Origin of the sequence: Streptomyces sp. NPDC092296, assembly GCF_044755465.1 — a bacterium.
GTDB lineage: Bacteria > Actinomycetota > Actinomycetes > Streptomycetales > Streptomycetaceae > Peterkaempfera.
The window spans coordinates 42,524-57,148 of record NZ_JBIVRB010000009.1 but is presented as its reverse complement, the minus strand read 5'-3'; the positions used below and the strand labels follow the sequence as shown (position 1 = coordinate 57,148).

The following is a 14,625-nucleotide window of genomic DNA, read 5'->3' as shown; positions in this document are numbered from 1 at the left end:
GGGCAGGGATCGGCCCATGACGATTCGGCTGGGGCTCGGACTGCCGCAGATGAAGCAGTACGACCTGGGACACGACGTGGTGGCGGTGGCACGGGAGGCCGAGCGCATCGGCTACGACAGCCTGTGGGTCTTCGAACGGGTCCTGGTCCCGGAGAACCCGCGGCAGGGCATGTACGGCATCGCCGGACTGGCCTGGCAGGACTCCTACCGGTCGGTGGCCGACCCGCTGGTGGTGCTGGCGCTGGCCGCCGCCGTCACCGAGCGGGTCCGGCTGGGCAGCAGCGTGCTGGTCGCCGGGCTGCACCTGCCGTTCTCGCTGGCCAGGACGCTGGCCTCGCTGGACGCGGCGAGCGGCGGCCGGGTGCTGGCGGGCTTCGGGACGGGCTGGTCGCTGGACGAGTACGAGGCGGCGGGCGCCGTCCCGTTCGACGAGCGCGGCGCGGCGCTGGATGACCTGCTGGACGTCTGCGCGGCGGTCTGGGGCCCCAACCCGGTCTCGTACCGCAGCCGCCGCACCGCCGTCCAGGAGGCGGAGGTCGGCCCCAAGCCCGCCCGCCCGATCCCGGTCTACCTGGCGGCGGGCGGCCGCCGGGCGCTGGACCGGCTGGCCCGCCGCGCCGACGGATGGCTGCCGACCGGCGCGCCCCCGGACCTGCTGGCCGCCCGCTGGCGGGAGCTGACCGAGCTCACCGCCTCCTACGGCCGCGACCCGGACCGGCTCGGCTACTGCGTACGGGCCAATGCGCGGCTCACCCGCGAACCCGTCGCGCCCGACCGGCGCCAACCGTTCGTCGGCACGGTCGAGCAACTGGTGGCGGACGTGGCCGCGCACGCGGCGGCCGGCGCCCGCGAAGTGCTGCTGGACCTCCAGGGCAGCGCGCGGGACGCGGCGGAGCTGACCGACCTGGCGGCCCGGCTGCACACGGAGGTACGGGCCGCCGGGGTCTGATCCGGGGGCCGCCGGCGCCCCGCGTAAGCTGCACCGATCACTGACCTGCGGTGAGGGGAGCAGCGGACATGACCGGCGAGACGATTCCGGTGGCGGTGATCGGACTGGGGGACATCGCGCAGAAGGCGTACCTGCCGGTACTCACCGCCCAACCCGGCCTCGACCTGCATCTGATGACCCGGGACCGGGCCAAGCTCGACCGGCTGGGCGACGCCTACCGCCTCCCGCACCGGTACACCGACCTGGACGCGGTGATCGGCGCGGGGGTGCGGGCGGCCTTCGTCCACGCCTCGACCGAGCAGCACGTACCGATCGTCAGCCGGCTGCTGGCCGCCGGGGTAGACGTCTATGTCGACAAGCCGCTGGACTACCGGCTGTCCGGGGCGCGGACGCTGGTGGAGCTGGCCGAGTCCGCCGGGCGGTCGCTGATGGTCGGCTTCAACCGGCGGCTGGCGCCCGGCTACGCGCAGGCGCTGGAGCGGCCGCGCGAGCTGATCGTGCTGCGCAAGAACCGCGAGGGGCTGCCGGAGGACCCGCGCACCGTCGTGTTCGACGACTTCATCCATGTGGTGGACACCTTGCGCTTCCTGGTGCCCGGCGAGATCCGGCACACCGACGTACGGGCCCGGGTGCGGGACGGCAAGCTGCACCATGTGGTGCTGACGCTCGCCGGGGACGGGTTCACCGCGCTCGGGATCATGAACCGGGTGAGCGGTTCGACGGAGGAGATCCTCGAAGTCTCCGGGGCCGACAGCAAGCGGGAGGTCCGCAACCTGGCCGAGGTGGTCGACCACCGGGGGCAGCCGACGGTGCGGCGGCGCGGGGACTGGGTGCCGGTGGCGCGGCAGCGGGGGATCGAGCAGGCGTGCCTGGCGTTTCTGGGGGCGGTGCGGGCGGGGCGGGTGGTGTCCGCGCGGGATGCGCTGGTGACGCATGAGCTGTGTGAGGAGATTGTGGGGCGGGTGACCGGCTGAGGGGGCTGGGTTGGGTTGGGCTGGGCTGGGCTGGGTTGGGGCGGGGTCTGCGGGCTGGGTTGGGGCGGGTTCGGGGCGGGGTCTGCGGGCTGGTTCACGGGGGCTGGGTGGCTGGTCGCGCAGTTCCTCGCGCCCCTGGGCGGGTGGGGGGCTTGGCGGGTTTCGCGGGTGCGGTGGGTGGGGGGTTGTTCGCGCAGTTCCTCGCGCCCCTGGGGTGGGCGGGGGTGCTGGGAGGGTTCCTTGCAATCTGGTGGGTGGAGGGGTTGTTCGCGGAGTGTCGGTGCGCCCCCTGGGGGCGCGCGGGTTGCGTTGGAGAGCGCGCGAACTCCTAGCGTTCCTTTCCGGCACACCGGACCTCCCCAGGGAAGGGAACCCCCATCGTGCGGACCACCCCATCGGCGGCCCCCACCGGATCGAGGTCAGCGCGCTCTGCCTGGGCGCGCTGAACTTCGGCACCCTCGTGGACGACGAGACCTCCTTCGCCCTCCTCGACCGCTTCACCGAGGCAGGCGGCACCTTCGTGGACACCGCCAACAACTACCCCTGCTGGATCGACGGCCGCACCGGCGACGAGAGCGAACTGCTGCTGGGCCGCTGGCTGGCCGCGCGCCGGGCCCGCGACCGTACGGTGGTCTCTCCACCAAGGTCGGCGCCCGGCCCGACCCGGCGCGCGGCACCGAGTGGACCGCCAACGCCGAGGGGCTCGGTGAGCGGGCCGTCCGCGCCGCCGTCCAGGGCAGCCTGCGCCGACTCGGCACCGACCGCATCGACCTCTACCCCGGCCACATCGAGGACCGCCACGTCCCGCCGGCCGAGACCGCCGTCGACGTGCTCGCCGCCCTGGCCGAGGCGGGCACCGTGGGCGTGGTCGGCGTCAGCAACCACCCGCCGACCGGATCGCGGAGGCCCGCAGGCTGGCCGGTGACCGGCCCCGGTTCCAGGCCGTCCAGCAGCGGCACAGCTGTCTGCGACCCCGGTACGGCGCCGACTTCGGCGTTCAGCGGTGGGCCGACGACCCGCTGCTCGACCTGGTCCGCACCGAACCCGACCTGGCGCTGCTCGCGTACTCGCCGCTGCTGAACGGCTCCTACACCTGCCCTGACCGGCCGCTGCCCGAGCAGTACCGGCACCCCGGCACCGAAGACCGGCTGCGGGCGCTGCGCGAGGTCGCCGCCGAGACCGGGGCGACACCAGGACAGGTGGTGCCGGCGTGGCAGCTGGGCGGCGACCCGATGGTGGCCCCGGTCCTCGGGGTCAGCTCGGCGGCCCAGTTGGACGAGGCACTGGCGGCCGTGGACCTCGTCCTGGACCCCGGCCAGCGGACCCGGCTCGACGCCGCCGGGCGGGAGGGTCTGCGGCCACGGGCGGTCACGGATCGCTAGGCTGTGGGCCACGCGGCGCGACAGCGGCGGTGCGGCCTGACGGGAGGCAAGGGATGGGTCGGGAGCGGGGACTGCTCGCCGTGCACGCGCACCCTGACGATGAGTCACTCTTCACCGGGGGAGTGCTCGCCCAGCACGCCGCCGAGCAGATTCCGACGGCGGTGGTCACCTGTACCGACGGCGAGATCGCCGAGGGCACCCCGTACGCGCCCAGCGGCACCCGCGCCAAGGAGCTGGCCCAGGCGCTGACCGTGCTGCGCGCGGGCGAGCCGGACATCCTGCGCCACCGCGACTCCGGGCCCGCCGGGCGCGGCCCGGGGTCGCTGTGCGAGGTGCCGTTCGACACCCTGGTCGCGGAGCTGGTCGTCCGCATCCGCCGGCTGCGGCCCACGGCGGTGACCACCTATGACGCGTTCGGCGTGTCCGGGCACCCCGACCACGTCCGGGTGCACCGCGCGGTGCTGGCCGCGGTGGAGGCCGCCGCCCACGCCCAGCTCCAGCCGGACGCCGGGCCGCCGTGGGCGGTGCACTCCGTCTGGCTGGCCACGCTCCCGGAGTCGCTGGTCCGGCAGTTGACCGAGCTGGGCATGGAGATCCCGCTGCCCTTCACCCCCGACGAGCGGATCTCGGCGGCCGTCGACGTCCGCCCCTGGCTGGACGTGAAGTGGGAGGCGATCCGGGCGCACGCCTCGGAGTTCGAGCGCGGCGCCCGGATCGCCGCCTTCGAGGAGCCCCGGCTGCGGCGGCTCTGCCTGGGCACCGAGTGGTTCCTGCACCGGCCGGGTCCGGGCGCCCGTCGCTCCGGCCACAGCCGTCCCCGGCTGCTGGCCGACCAGATCTGACCGACCAGATCTGACCGACCAGATCTGACCGACCAGATCTGACCGACCAGATCTGACCGCCCGGCTCTGACTTCCTGGTTCCGACCGCGCGGCTCCGGCCGCCCGCTACCCGCAGGCCGGCGGCTCGGCGCCCTGGAGATAGCGGGCGCCGGAGCCGGTCCGCGCGGCGGTGTCGTCGGGGTTGTACAGCCGGCACTTGCGCAGCGACAGGCAGCCGCAGCCGATGCAGCCGCCCAGCTTGGCGCGCAGCCGCTCCAGCTCGGCGATCTGCGCGTCGATCCGGCGCTGCCAGGCCGCCGCGACCCGCGCCCAGTCGGCCGCCGTGGGCGGCCGGTTCTCCGGCAGGGCGTCCAGCGCGCCGCGCGCCTCCTCCAGCGAGAGGCCGACCTGCTGCGCCGCCCGGACGAAGGCCACCCGGCGCAGCGTCGCCCGGCCGAACCGGCGCTGCCCGCCGGGGGTGCGCTCGGAGTGGATCAGGCCCAGCTCCTCGTAGTAGCGCAGCGCGGAGGCGGCCAGGCCGCTGCGGGCGGACAGTTCTCCGATGGTCAGGCGGTCGTTGCGTGCGGTCACCTCCCCGATGGTACGGGGTTGACCTCAAGTCCACTTGAACTTGCATCATCGTCCCATGATGCTGACCAGCCAGGACGCCGCACTCGGCTACCGCGACCTGCCGCACCTGATGGCTCTGATGACCGGCGACGAGAAGCACGGCCCGGCGGCGACCTCCACCCTGGACGTGCTGTGGGTGCTCTACGACCGGGTACTGCGGGTGACGCCGGAGAGCGCCGACGACATGGAACGGGACCGCTTCCTGCTCTCCAAGGGCCACGGCCCGATGGCGTACTACGCGGTGCTCACCGCCAAGGGGTTCCTGGACCCGGGCCTGCTGCCCGGCTTCGGCGCCTTCGACTCCCCGCTCGGCCACCACCCCGACCGGGTGCTGCTGCCCGGCGTGGAGATCGGCAGTGGCTCGCTCGGCCACGGTCTGCCGCTCGCCGTGGGCACCGCCCTCGGCCTGCGCGCCCAGGGCCTGACCGAGCCCCGGGTCTGGACGCTCATCGGGGACGCGGAGCTGGACGAGGGCAGCAACCACGAGGCCATCGCCTATGCCGGTGCGGTCGGCCTGGCGTCGCTGCACACCGTGGTGGTGGACAACTCCTCGGCCACCCACGGCTGGAGCGGCGGCATCGCCACCCGCTTCGCCGTCGAGGGCTGGTCCACCCGCACCGTGGACGGGCGCGACCACGCGGCGCTGTACGAGGCGTTCACCGTGCCGCACCCCGGGCGCCCGCACGCGGTGGTCGCCGTCGTCGAACCCAAGCGCTGAACCCAAGCGCTGAACCCAAGCGCTGAACCCGAGCGCTCAGCCCCAGCAGCCGACCGAGCCCCCCGCCGCACCGAACCCGAGGGAACCCGCTGCCATGCCCACCATGCGCGACCGCTTCGCCGCCACCACCAGCCGCCTGCTGGACGATGACCCCCGCCTGGCGCTCGTCCTCGCCGACATCTCCGCCGACCGCTTCACCGAGGCCGCCGCCGCCCACCCCGACCGGGTGCTCAACGTCGGCATCCGGGAACAGCTGCTGGTCTCCGTCACCGGCGGCCTCGCCCTGACCGGACTGCGCCCGGTGGCGCACACCTTCGCCAGCTTCCTGGTCGAGCGGGCCTTCGAACAGCTCAAGCTGGACCTCGGCCACCAGGACGCCGCCGCCGTCCTGGTCAGCGCCATGGGCTCCTACGACTGGCCGGCCGGCGGCCGCACCCACCAGGCGCCCGGCGATGTGGCGCTGCTGGACACCCTGCCCGGCTGGACGGTGCACATCCCCGGCCACCCCGACGAGGTGGAGCTCCTGCTACGCGACGCGGCCGCCGCCGACGGCCGGGTGTACCTCCGGCTCTCCGCGCAGCAGAACGCGGCGCCGCAGCCGGTCGCCCCCGGCCGCTTCACCCTGGTCCGGCCGGGTACGGCGGGCGTGGTGCTGGCGGTCGGCCCGATGCTCGACGCGGTGCTCGCCGCCGTCCAGGGCCTGGACGTGGCCGTGCTGTACGCCGCCACCGTGCGGCCCTTCGACGGCGCCGCGCTGCGCGCCGCGCTCGGCGGGGCCACCGACGCCGTACTGGTGGAGCCGTACCTGGCGGGCACCTCGGTGCCGTTCGCCGCCGAGGCCCTGGAGCAGCGGCCGCACCGGCTGCTCGGCCTGGGCGTGGCCCGCGAGGAGCTGCGCCGCTACGGCACCATGGCCGACCACCTCGCCGCGCACGGCCTCGACCCGCGCTCGCTGCGCGAGCGCATCACCGGCTACCTGCCGCTGCCGGTCTGATCGGCGGCGTCGGCTGCCGGGCGGCGCATCAGCAGCCAGGTGCCGACGGCGGCGGCCGTCAGCACCACGGCGGCCAGCAGCGCGGCGATGTTCATCCCGTGGATGAAGGCGTGCCGCGCGCTCTCCAGCACCGCGCCCGCCGTGCGCTGCGGCAGCTCGGCGGCGGCCTCGGCCGCGCCGCCCAGCGAGTCCCGGGCGTGCTCGGCGGTGCTGGCGCCGAGCCCCGGCGGGAGCACCAGGCCGCTGCGGTACAGGCCGGTGACCACCGAGCCGAGCAGCGCGATGCCCAGCGCCGCGCCCAGCTCGTACGCGGTCTCCGAGACGGCCGAGGCCGCGCCCGCCTTGGGGGCCGGGGCGCTGCCCAGCACCAGGTCGGTGCTGAGCGTGTACACCAGGCCCTCGGCCGCGCCGATGGCCAGGAAGGCGGTGCCGAGCAGCAGGTAGCCGGTGTCGGCGCCGGCCCAGCCGAGCGCGCCCAGGCCCAGCCCCATCACCAGCAGCCCGCCGCTGAGCGCGCCCCGGGCACCCACCAGCCGGGCCAGCCGCCCGGTCAGCAGCCCGGTGACGACGGCCCCGGCGAAGGCGGGCAGCTCGGCCAGCCCGGACCGCATCGGGGAGTAGCCCCGGACCAGCTGGAGGTACTGCGAGACGAAGAACAGCACGCCGGACAGGCCGACCAGGGCGAGCAGCGCGCCCAGTACGGCGGCGGTGAAGCGGCGGTCCTTGAAGAGCCGGACGTCCAGCAGCGGCACCGGCAGCCGCAGCTGGCGGCGGGTGAAGGCCACCAGGGCGGCGGCGCCGAGCAGGCCGGTGGCCAGCACGTCCGGCCGTAGCGGCCCGTGTACGGCGGCCTCCTTGATCGCGTACACCACGCCGATGATGCCGGTCAGTGACAGCAGCACGCCGGGCAGGTCCCAGGCGCCCGGCCGGGGGTCGCGGGACTCGGGGAGCAGCCGGACGCCCAGCCCGATCAGCAGCGCCATCACCGGCAGGTTGATCAGGAAGACCGACCCCCACCAGAAGTGCTCCAGCAGGAAGCCGCCGACCAGCGGACCGGCCGCCGCGCCCGCCGTCGCGGCGGCGCCCCAGATGCCGATGGCGGTGGCCCGCTCGCGGTCGTCCGGGAACAGGGACCGGATCAGCGACAGGGTGGACGGCATCACGGTGGCCCCGGCGACGCCGAGCACGGCGCGGGCGGCGATCAGCCAGCCCGGCCCCGGTGCGTACGCGGCGACCAGTGAGGCGGCGCCGAATCCGGCCGCGCCGCAGAGCAGCAGCCGCTTGCGGCCGATGCGGTCGCTGAGCGAGCCCATGCTGACCAGCAGTCCGGCCAGGACGAAGGAGTAGACGTCGCCGATCCAGAGCAGCTGGGTGCCGCTGGGCCGCAGGTCGGCGCTGATGAAGGGGATGGCGAGCGAGAGGACGGTCGCGTCCACCGCCACCAGCAGCACGCCCAGCACCAGCACCGCCAGCGCGAGCCAGCGGTGGCGGCCGGGACCGGTGGTGGGGCGGTTCGGGGGGTTCGCTGCCCCGGGATGGTGCACGGCGGTGGTCATGGTGTCGCGGGTCTCCTGATGGCGCCGCCGAGGAAGAGCTCGGCGAGGGCGTGGACACTGTCACGGGGGGCGAGGCGGCCGTCCTGGACGGCCCAGCCGACCCCGGCGACCAGGTCGAGGAATGCCTCGCTCAGCCACGCGGCGGGAAGTTCGATCCGGAAGGCGCCCTCCTGCTGGCCGCGCAGGAACAGGGCGCGGATGCGGCCGTCGAGCCGGTCCCAGGACTGGTTGATCTCGGTGTCCTCGTAGAGCTTGCTCTCCCCGGTGAGGAAGGAGCAGAGCTGGGCCAGCGGGACCACGGCGTCGACCAGTCGGCGGACGGCCGCCACGGGGTCGCCGCGCTCGATGGCGGCGTCGTCCAGCGCCTGCGAGAACCGGCGCAGCCCGAGCGCACCGACCTCGCGCACCAGCGCGTCCCGGCCCGGGAAGAGCCGGTGCAGGGTGGCGCGGCTGATCCCGGCCGCGCGGGCGATGTCGTCCATGGCGGCGGTGGGCTGCCGGGAGAGCACGCCGACGGCGGCGTCCAGGACTGAGTCACGGTCGATGGCCATGAGGCAAGTGTAGAGCAGATGAGACACTGATGTCTCAGAATTATGGTCGGTGTCTCCGAGGGGTGAGGCCGGTGGCATGACGGAAGCCGGTGGGCGGCCAGGCCGCCCACCGGCTTCCGGGGGGTTACTGCGTGGTCAGCTGTGGGCGGTCAGCTCTGGTTGTAGAACCCGGTCTCGTCCAGCGGGCCGTCGATGACCATCACCTCGACCTCGGGGGGCGCCAGCAGGAAGACCCGGCGCGCGATGCGCTCGATGCTGCCACGGGTGCCGAAGACCAGCCCGGAGGCGAAGTCGACCAGCCGCTTGGCGTCGCCGTCCGGCATCTCGGAGACGTCCATGACCACCGGTGTGCCGGCCCGCACATGCTCGCCGACCACCCGGGCGGTCTCGAAGCCGGTGGGGCGCACCGAGACGATCCGCGCCGCCTCGGCCGGAGCCTGGGCCGTCGACTCGGTCGCCCAGGGGTCCTCGTACACGGGGGCCGCGTAGCCGCCGGAGGGCATCAGCCACCCGTGGTGCTCGTCACGAACTGCTCCCATGCCGCGCCTCCCCATCCCGTCACATTCTGCTCCGGCGGCCTACCCGCCTTCTGACGTGTCATCCACTCGCCGGAACTGTCCGAGTATCGCACTGATCACCCGGTCGCCGCCCGCCCGGGACCGCCGTTCGGGTACCGGCACCCGCGACACCGGGCACCTGCTGCGACGCCGCCGCCCGCTGAAACGGTTCCGCGCCCGACCGGGCGTCACCTCGGGTTGACGCCCGGTCACTCTCCCGTGACACCGTCGATCTGTTCGCGGATCAGGTCCGCGTGGCCGTTGTGCCGCGCGTACTCCTCGATCAGGTGGATGAGAATCCAGCGCAGCGACACCTGCTCGCGCCCCCGCAGCCGCTTGCCCAGCGTCTCCAGCGGCAGCCCCGCGGCGGCCGCCCGGGAGGCCGCGCACTCCGCCCGCCAGGTGGCGAACGCCTCGGCGGGGTCCGCGCCGTCCACGTCGTCGAAGTCGCCGTCCGGCCGCTGCGGCGTCCAGTAGTGGCCCCGGTCGAAGTCCAGGCCGCCCAGGATGCCCTGGAACCAGTGCCGCTCCACCTCCGCCATGTGCCGCACCAGCCCCAGCAGCGACAGCGAGGACGGCGGCACCGGGCGGGTGCGCAACTGGTCGTCGTCCAGCCCCTCGCACTTCAGGGCCAGGGTGGCGCGGTGGTAGTCCAGCCAGGCGTCGAGCATGGCGCGCTCGCCGAGGATGAACGGGGGTGGGGTGCGGGTCTCCGTCATGCCGGACATCCTGACCCCCGCCCCGCCCGGGACGCGAGCCCATTTCCGGGCGCCGGGCGGGGCGGCCACCGGCCCGCCGTCCGGGGGCACCGCCGCCGAGGCGCCCGGGTCCGCCCCGGCCGGCGCGGGCGAGGCACAATCGCCCCATGCGAGCCGACCGACTGCTCTCCCTGCTCCTGCTGCTCCAGAACCGCGGCCGTCTGACCGCCGGCGAGCTGGCGGCCGAGCTGGAGGTGTCGGTACGCACCGTCTACCGCGATGTGGAGGCGCTGGCCGCCGCCGGAGTGCCGGTCTACGCCGACCGGGGGCCCGACGGCGGCTACCGGCTGCTCGACGGCTACCGCACCCGGCTGACCGGGCTGAACGCCGACGAGGCCGACTCGCTCTTCCTGGTCGGCCTGCCGGGACCGGCCGCCGAACTGGGCCTGGGCGCCGAGCTGGCCAGCGCCCGGCTGAAGCTGCTGGCCGCGCTGCCCGCCGAGACCGGGGCTCGGGCCGAACGCATCCGCGAGCGCTTCCACCTGGACCCCGGCCGCTGGTTCAGCGAGACCTCGCCGGTGCCGCACCTGGGGGCGGTCGCGGACGCCGTCTGGCGGCAGCACACCCTGCGGCTGCGCTACCGCAAGTGGGGCCCGGCGGACGTCGACCGGACCGTCCGGCCGCTCGGCGTCGTCCTCAAGGCCGGTGAGTGGTACCTGGTGGCCGAGACTGACGACCGGCCGCGCACCTACCGGGTGGCGCGCATCCTGGAGTGCGAGCCGGGCGAGCCGTTCACCCGGCGGCCCGGCTTCGACCTGGCGGCCTTCTGGGACGGCTCGGCCGGCAGCTTCCAGCGGACCATGTACACGGAGACCGCCGACGTGCTGCTCACCGAGGCCGGCGCCCGGCGGGTCCGGGCGCTGTTCGCCCCCGTCCAGGCCCGCGCGGTGGACGAGGCCGCCGGGCCCGGCCCGGACGGCCGCATCCGGGTCGCCCTGCCGGTGGAGTCCCTGCACCACGCCGTCGGCGCCCTGCTGGGGCTCGGCCCGGAGGCCGAGGTGATCGGGCCGCCCGAACTGCGGGAGCGGGTCGCGGCCGCCGCGCGGGCCACGGCGGACCGGTACGGGTGAGCGCGGGCCGGGGATCTACCCTGGAGGCCGCCGTTGAAGTCCCCGTACGCCGGAAGGGTTCCCTTGCCCGCTCATGACGCCGCCCGGCCCACCCCCGCCGAGCTGGAGGCGGCCCGCGACCGCACCATCCCCGACGTGATCGCCGACGAGCTGCGGGTGCTCTTCTGCGGCATCAACCCCGGGCTCTGGTCGGCCGCCACCGGCCACCACTTCGCCCGCCCGGGGAACCGCTTCTGGCCGGCCATGCACCGCTCCGGCTTCACCGACCGCCAGTACCTGCCCCGCGAGCAGGGCGAACTACTGGCACTCGGCCTGGGCATCACCAATGTCGCGGCGCGGGCGACCGCCCGCGCCGACGAGCTGCGGGCGGCGGAGTTCACCGAAGGCGGCGCCATCCTCACCCGCAAGGTGCTGCGGCACCGCCCGCGCTGGCTGGCGGTGGTGGGCATCACCGCGTACCGGGCCGCCTTCGCCGCGCCGCGCGCCACGGTCGGGCCGCAGCCGGAGCCGATCGGCGGCACCCGGGTCTGGGTGCTGCCCAACCCCAGCGGCCTGAACGCGCACTGGCCGGCCCCGGCGCTGGCCGCCGAGTTCGCCCGGCTGCGGGAGGCCGTCGCCGGGCCCGGCGGCCCGGACGGCGGCCCGGGTCGGCAGCCGACAGGCGGTGCGGACGCCCGGGTCTGCCCGTAGGGTCCGCCCCAGCCGGGGCGGTCAGCTGCCGGGGCTTTGGAAGCAGCGAGCCTGCGGTCGCCGGGTGAGGGCCGCTGCTCCGGCAGGGCGCTGACGCGTGAACAGCAGCCGGAGTATGGGCCAGACCTTGTCGGTTCATTACAGGGGAGCGGCCGCGCCTCCGGGTTCGTTCAGCGGCGGCGGGCCCGCCAGAGCGAGACCACGCTGAGCAGTCCCATGACGACGATCAGACCGGTCGACAGCAGGAAGGCGGGGGAGGTGGGGGAGGCGGCCGAGGCACCGGCGACCACGTACGCGGCCGTGCCCGGCAGCACGCCGAGCGCCGTCGCGGTGACGAAGGTCAGCGGTCGCACCCCGGAGAAGGCCGCGCCGTAGTTGGCGGCGGCGAACGGGATGCCCGGCACGATCCGCAGCAGCAGCACACTGCGGAAGCCCTGCCGGGTCAGCCGCCGGTCCAGCGCGGCCAGCAGCCTGGTCCGCAGCAGCGGCCGCAGTGCCTCCCGGCCCAGGCCGCGCCCCAGTGCGAAGGCGAGCGCGGCGCCCAGGGTGGTGCCCGCGACGGCCAGCGCCAGGCCCTGGTGGATGCCGAACAGCGCGCCGGCGGCGGCGTTGAGCACCGGCTTGGGGACGAAGGCCAGGGTGCTCAGTGCGAACAGCGCCGCGAAGGCCGGGCCCGCCCAGGCGCCGGGGACCAGCGAGGTGAAGCCGTGGTCGAGCAGTTCCCGGGGGTCCCACAGCAGCAGTGAGCCCGCCGCTCCGGCCAGCAGCAGGGCCAGCAGGGTCAGCCGCGCACGCGGGGAGACCAGGGCGCGGGCGATCCGGCGTACGCCGGTGGCGGTGGGGGTCTGCGGCAGCTCTTCGGGCATCGGGTCGAGCGTAGCGGCAGCGGCGGCGTACCTCCGTTCTCGTCCTGTTGACGATAAGCGAGTAGGGCTCTATCGTCATAGTGACGAAAAGGGGACTCTCATGGCCGACATCACCAGGCGCTTCGGCTTCCGCCACCTGCGCGCCGCACCCACCGCCCACATCCGCCACCAGCGCGGCGGCACCCTCGCCCACGACGGCACCGGCCTGGCCTTCTGGTTCCGGCCGCTCACCGCCGCCCTGTCCGAAGTACCCGTCGACGACCGCGAACTGGCGATGCTCTTCCACGCCCGCACCGCCGACTTCCAGGACGTCACCGTCCAGGCCACCGTCACCTACCGGATCACCGACCCCGCCGTCGCCGCCACCCGCGTCGACTTCGGCATCGACCCCGACAGCGGCGCCTGGCGGTCCGCCCCGCTCGACCAACTCGGCGCCCTGCTCACCGAGACCGCCCAGCAGCACGCCCTCGCCCTGCTCGCCCGCACCCCGCTGGCCGACGCCCTCACCGACGGCGTCACCGCCGTCCGCGAACGCGTCACCGCCGGACTGACCGCCGACCCCCGGCTCACCGAGACCGGCCTCGCCGTCATCGCCGTACGGGTGGTCGCGCTGCGCCCCGAACCCGAGGTGGAGCGGGCACTGCGCACCCCCGCCCGGGAACTGGTCCAGCAGGAGGCCGACCGGGCCACCTACGAGCGCCGCGCCGTCGCCGTGGAACGGGAGCGGGCCATCGCGGAGAACGAGCTGGACAGCAAGATCGAGCTGGCCCGCCGCGAGGAGCAGCTGCTCGCCCAGCAGGGCGCCAACAACCGGCTGGAGGCCGGGGAGGGCGCCGCCGCCGACCGGCTGCGCACCGAGGCCGAGGCGGCCCGCCGCACCCGGCTGGCCGAGGCCGACGCGGGCGCCGCCCGCGCGCTGGGCGACGCCAGGGCCGCCGCCGAGGCCGCCTGGCTGACGGCCCACCAGCAGGTCGACCCGGCCACCCTGCGGGCGCTGGCGCTGCTCCGGCTCGCCGAGCACCTGCCGCGCATCGACAGCGTCACCCTCACCCCCGACCTGGTCACCGGGCTGCTGGCCCGGCTGGGCGCCGCCACCGGACCGGGGGAGGGCTGATGGCGCTCGCGCCCCGGGTGGTGGTCGTCCACCGCCGTACCGAGTACCAGGAGCTGCTGGCCCGGCACGGCACCCCCGGCCAGGCGGCGTTCTTCCTGGCCGCCCGGGGCCGCTCGCTCAAGGAGACCGAGCAGCGGCACCACCGCACCGCCGCCGCCCTCGCCCAGGTCGCCGCCGCCGTGCCGCTGGACTGGCGGCACACCCGGGTGGAGCGCGCCGACCTGGCCCGGTTCCTCTTCGCGCCGGACGATCTCGTGGTGGTGGTCGGCCAGGACGGCCTGGTCGCCAACGCCGCCAAGTACCTCGACGGACAGCCCGTCATCGGCGTGGACACCGACCCGGGCCGCAACCCCGGCGTACTGGTCCGGCACCGCCCCGACCGGGCCGCCCGGCTGCTGCGGGCCGCCGCCGCCCCGGCCGCCGTACTGGAGGAGCGGACCATGGTCGAGGCGGTGGCCGACGACACCCAGCGGCTGCTGGCCCTCAACGAGGTCTACCTCGGGCAGCCCGGCCACCAGACCGCCCGCTACCGGCTCGCGGTCGGTGACGGGCCGCCGGAGGCGCAGGCGTCGTCCGGGGTCCTGGTCGGCACCGGCACCGGCGCCACCGGCTGGTGCCGGTCCAGCTGGCTGGAGCGGCGCAGCGCGCTGGCGCTGCCCGCGCCCGCCGCGCCGGAGCTGGCCTGGTTCGTCCGGGAGGCGTGGCCGTCGCCCGCGACCGGCACCGAGCGGGTGCAGGGCCTGCTCGGCGCGCGCGACCGGCTCACCCTCACCGTCGAGTCGGACCGGCTGGTGGCCTTCGGGGACGGCGTGGAGTCGGACGCCCTTGAGCTGACCTGGGGGCAGAGCGTACGGGTGGGGATCGCCGCCACCCGGCTGCGGCTGCTGGTCTGAGGCCGGGCGGGGCGGGGCAGTACGAGGCGGCGGGGAAAACCGCTGTCCCGGTGCGGCCCCGGGGCCCTACGGTCGGTCCCGGCGCGATCCACCGGGGGCGAG

15 protein-coding genes and 1 pseudogene are annotated in these 14,625 nt (G+C 75.3%); 10 read left to right on the top strand and 6 right to left on the bottom strand.

Going from position 1 to position 14,625, the window contains the following annotated elements:
• The first annotated feature begins 16 nt into the window (after window positions 1-16).
• From ACIQGZ_RS20320 to ACIQGZ_RS20305, 4 genes and pseudogenes are all read left to right on the top strand, one after another.
• Window positions 17-949 (top strand): TIGR03619 family F420-dependent LLM class oxidoreductase, encoded by a 933-nt coding sequence (locus ACIQGZ_RS20320; protein WP_402603506.1) that lies wholly within the window; start codon window positions 17-19, stop codon window positions 947-949.
• An 83-nt stretch (window positions 950-1,032) separates the two neighbouring features.
• Window positions 1,033-1,923: a Gfo/Idh/MocA family protein gene (locus ACIQGZ_RS20315; RefSeq protein WP_402603650.1), complete on the top strand. Its 891-nt coding sequence runs from the start codon at window positions 1,033-1,035 to the stop codon at window positions 1,921-1,923.
• A 394-nt stretch (window positions 1,924-2,317) separates the two neighbouring features.
• A pseudogene (locus ACIQGZ_RS20310) lies at window positions 2,318-3,305 on the top strand (aldo/keto reductase).
• A 53-nt stretch (window positions 3,306-3,358) separates the two neighbouring features.
• On the top strand, window positions 3,359-4,147 hold the full coding sequence (locus ACIQGZ_RS20305; RefSeq protein ID WP_402603505.1) for a PIG-L family deacetylase: 789 nt from the start codon (window positions 3,359-3,361) through the stop codon (window positions 4,145-4,147).
• Window positions 4,148-4,252: 105 nt separating this feature from the next.
• On the opposite strand, the gene soxR is transcribed toward ACIQGZ_RS20305, so the two are convergent.
• Window positions 4,253-4,717: a redox-sensitive transcriptional activator SoxR gene (gene soxR, locus ACIQGZ_RS20300; RefSeq protein WP_402603504.1), complete on the bottom strand. Its 465-nt coding sequence runs from the start codon at window positions 4,715-4,717 to the stop codon at window positions 4,253-4,255.
• 55 nt (window positions 4,718-4,772) lie between these two features.
• On the opposite strand from soxR, the gene ACIQGZ_RS20295 reads away from it, so the two are divergent.
• Together ACIQGZ_RS20295 and ACIQGZ_RS20290 are read left to right on the top strand one after the other, a co-directional pair.
• Window positions 4,773-5,474, top strand: coding sequence for a transketolase (locus tag ACIQGZ_RS20295; protein ID WP_402603503.1), 702 nt, complete (start codon window positions 4,773-4,775; stop codon window positions 5,472-5,474).
• A gap of 94 nt (window positions 5,475-5,568) precedes the next feature.
• The gene (locus ACIQGZ_RS20290) at window positions 5,569-6,468 is read left to right on the top strand and encodes a transketolase family protein (protein ID WP_402603502.1); all 900 of its coding nucleotides are present in this window, start codon (window positions 5,569-5,571) and stop codon (window positions 6,466-6,468) included.
• Here ACIQGZ_RS20290 and ACIQGZ_RS20285 read toward each other — a convergent pair.
• From ACIQGZ_RS20285 to ACIQGZ_RS20270, 4 genes are all read right to left on the bottom strand, one after another.
• The gene (locus ACIQGZ_RS20285; protein WP_402603501.1) at window positions 6,447-8,024 is read right to left on the bottom strand and encodes an MFS transporter; all 1,578 of its coding nucleotides are present in this window, start codon (window positions 8,022-8,024) and stop codon (window positions 6,447-6,449) included. The two genes, ACIQGZ_RS20290 and ACIQGZ_RS20285, sit on opposite strands and share 22 nt — an antisense overlap.
• Window positions 8,021-8,575: a TetR/AcrR family transcriptional regulator gene (locus ACIQGZ_RS20280; RefSeq protein ID WP_402603499.1), complete on the bottom strand. Its 555-nt coding sequence runs from the start codon at window positions 8,573-8,575 to the stop codon at window positions 8,021-8,023. The genes ACIQGZ_RS20285 and ACIQGZ_RS20280 overlap by 4 nt, the downstream gene beginning before the upstream one ends.
• A gap of 149 nt (window positions 8,576-8,724) precedes the next feature.
• Window positions 8,725-9,114, bottom strand: coding sequence for a cell division protein SepF (locus ACIQGZ_RS20275; protein ID WP_402603498.1), 390 nt, complete (start codon window positions 9,112-9,114; stop codon window positions 8,725-8,727).
• A gap of 227 nt (window positions 9,115-9,341) precedes the next feature.
• The gene (locus tag ACIQGZ_RS20270) at window positions 9,342-9,851 is read right to left on the bottom strand and encodes a DinB family protein (protein ID WP_402603497.1); all 510 of its coding nucleotides are present in this window, start codon (window positions 9,849-9,851) and stop codon (window positions 9,342-9,344) included.
• Window positions 9,852-9,997: 146 nt separating this feature from the next.
• On the opposite strand from ACIQGZ_RS20270, the gene ACIQGZ_RS20265 reads away from it, so the two are divergent.
• Window positions 9,998-10,960: a helix-turn-helix transcriptional regulator gene (locus ACIQGZ_RS20265; RefSeq protein ID WP_402603496.1), complete on the top strand. Its 963-nt coding sequence runs from the start codon at window positions 9,998-10,000 to the stop codon at window positions 10,958-10,960.
• Window positions 10,961-11,023: 63 nt separating this feature from the next.
• Window positions 11,024-11,650, top strand: coding sequence for a G/U mismatch-specific DNA glycosylase (mug, locus tag ACIQGZ_RS20260; RefSeq protein WP_402603494.1), 627 nt, complete (start codon window positions 11,024-11,026; stop codon window positions 11,648-11,650).
• A gap of 170 nt (window positions 11,651-11,820) precedes the next feature.
• Here mug and ACIQGZ_RS20255 read toward each other — a convergent pair whose 3' ends face one another.
• Window positions 11,821-12,516 (bottom strand): TVP38/TMEM64 family protein, encoded by a 696-nt coding sequence (locus ACIQGZ_RS20255; RefSeq protein WP_402603492.1) that lies wholly within the window; start codon window positions 12,514-12,516, stop codon window positions 11,821-11,823.
• Between the two features lie 100 nt (window positions 12,517-12,616).
• On the opposite strand from ACIQGZ_RS20255, the gene ACIQGZ_RS20250 reads away from it, so the two are divergent.
• Together ACIQGZ_RS20250 and ACIQGZ_RS20245 are read left to right on the top strand one after the other, a co-directional pair.
• On the top strand, window positions 12,617-13,630 hold the full coding sequence (locus ACIQGZ_RS20250) for an SPFH domain-containing protein (RefSeq protein WP_402603491.1): 1,014 nt from the start codon (window positions 12,617-12,619) through the stop codon (window positions 13,628-13,630).
• Window positions 13,630-14,523 carry a hypothetical protein gene (locus ACIQGZ_RS20245; RefSeq protein WP_402603489.1) on the top strand — a complete coding sequence of 298 codons (894 nt, stop codon included), beginning with the start codon at window positions 13,630-13,632 and terminating at the stop codon, window positions 14,521-14,523. The genes ACIQGZ_RS20250 and ACIQGZ_RS20245 overlap by 1 nt, the downstream gene beginning before the upstream one ends.
• Window positions 14,524-14,625: the final 102 nt, after the last annotated feature.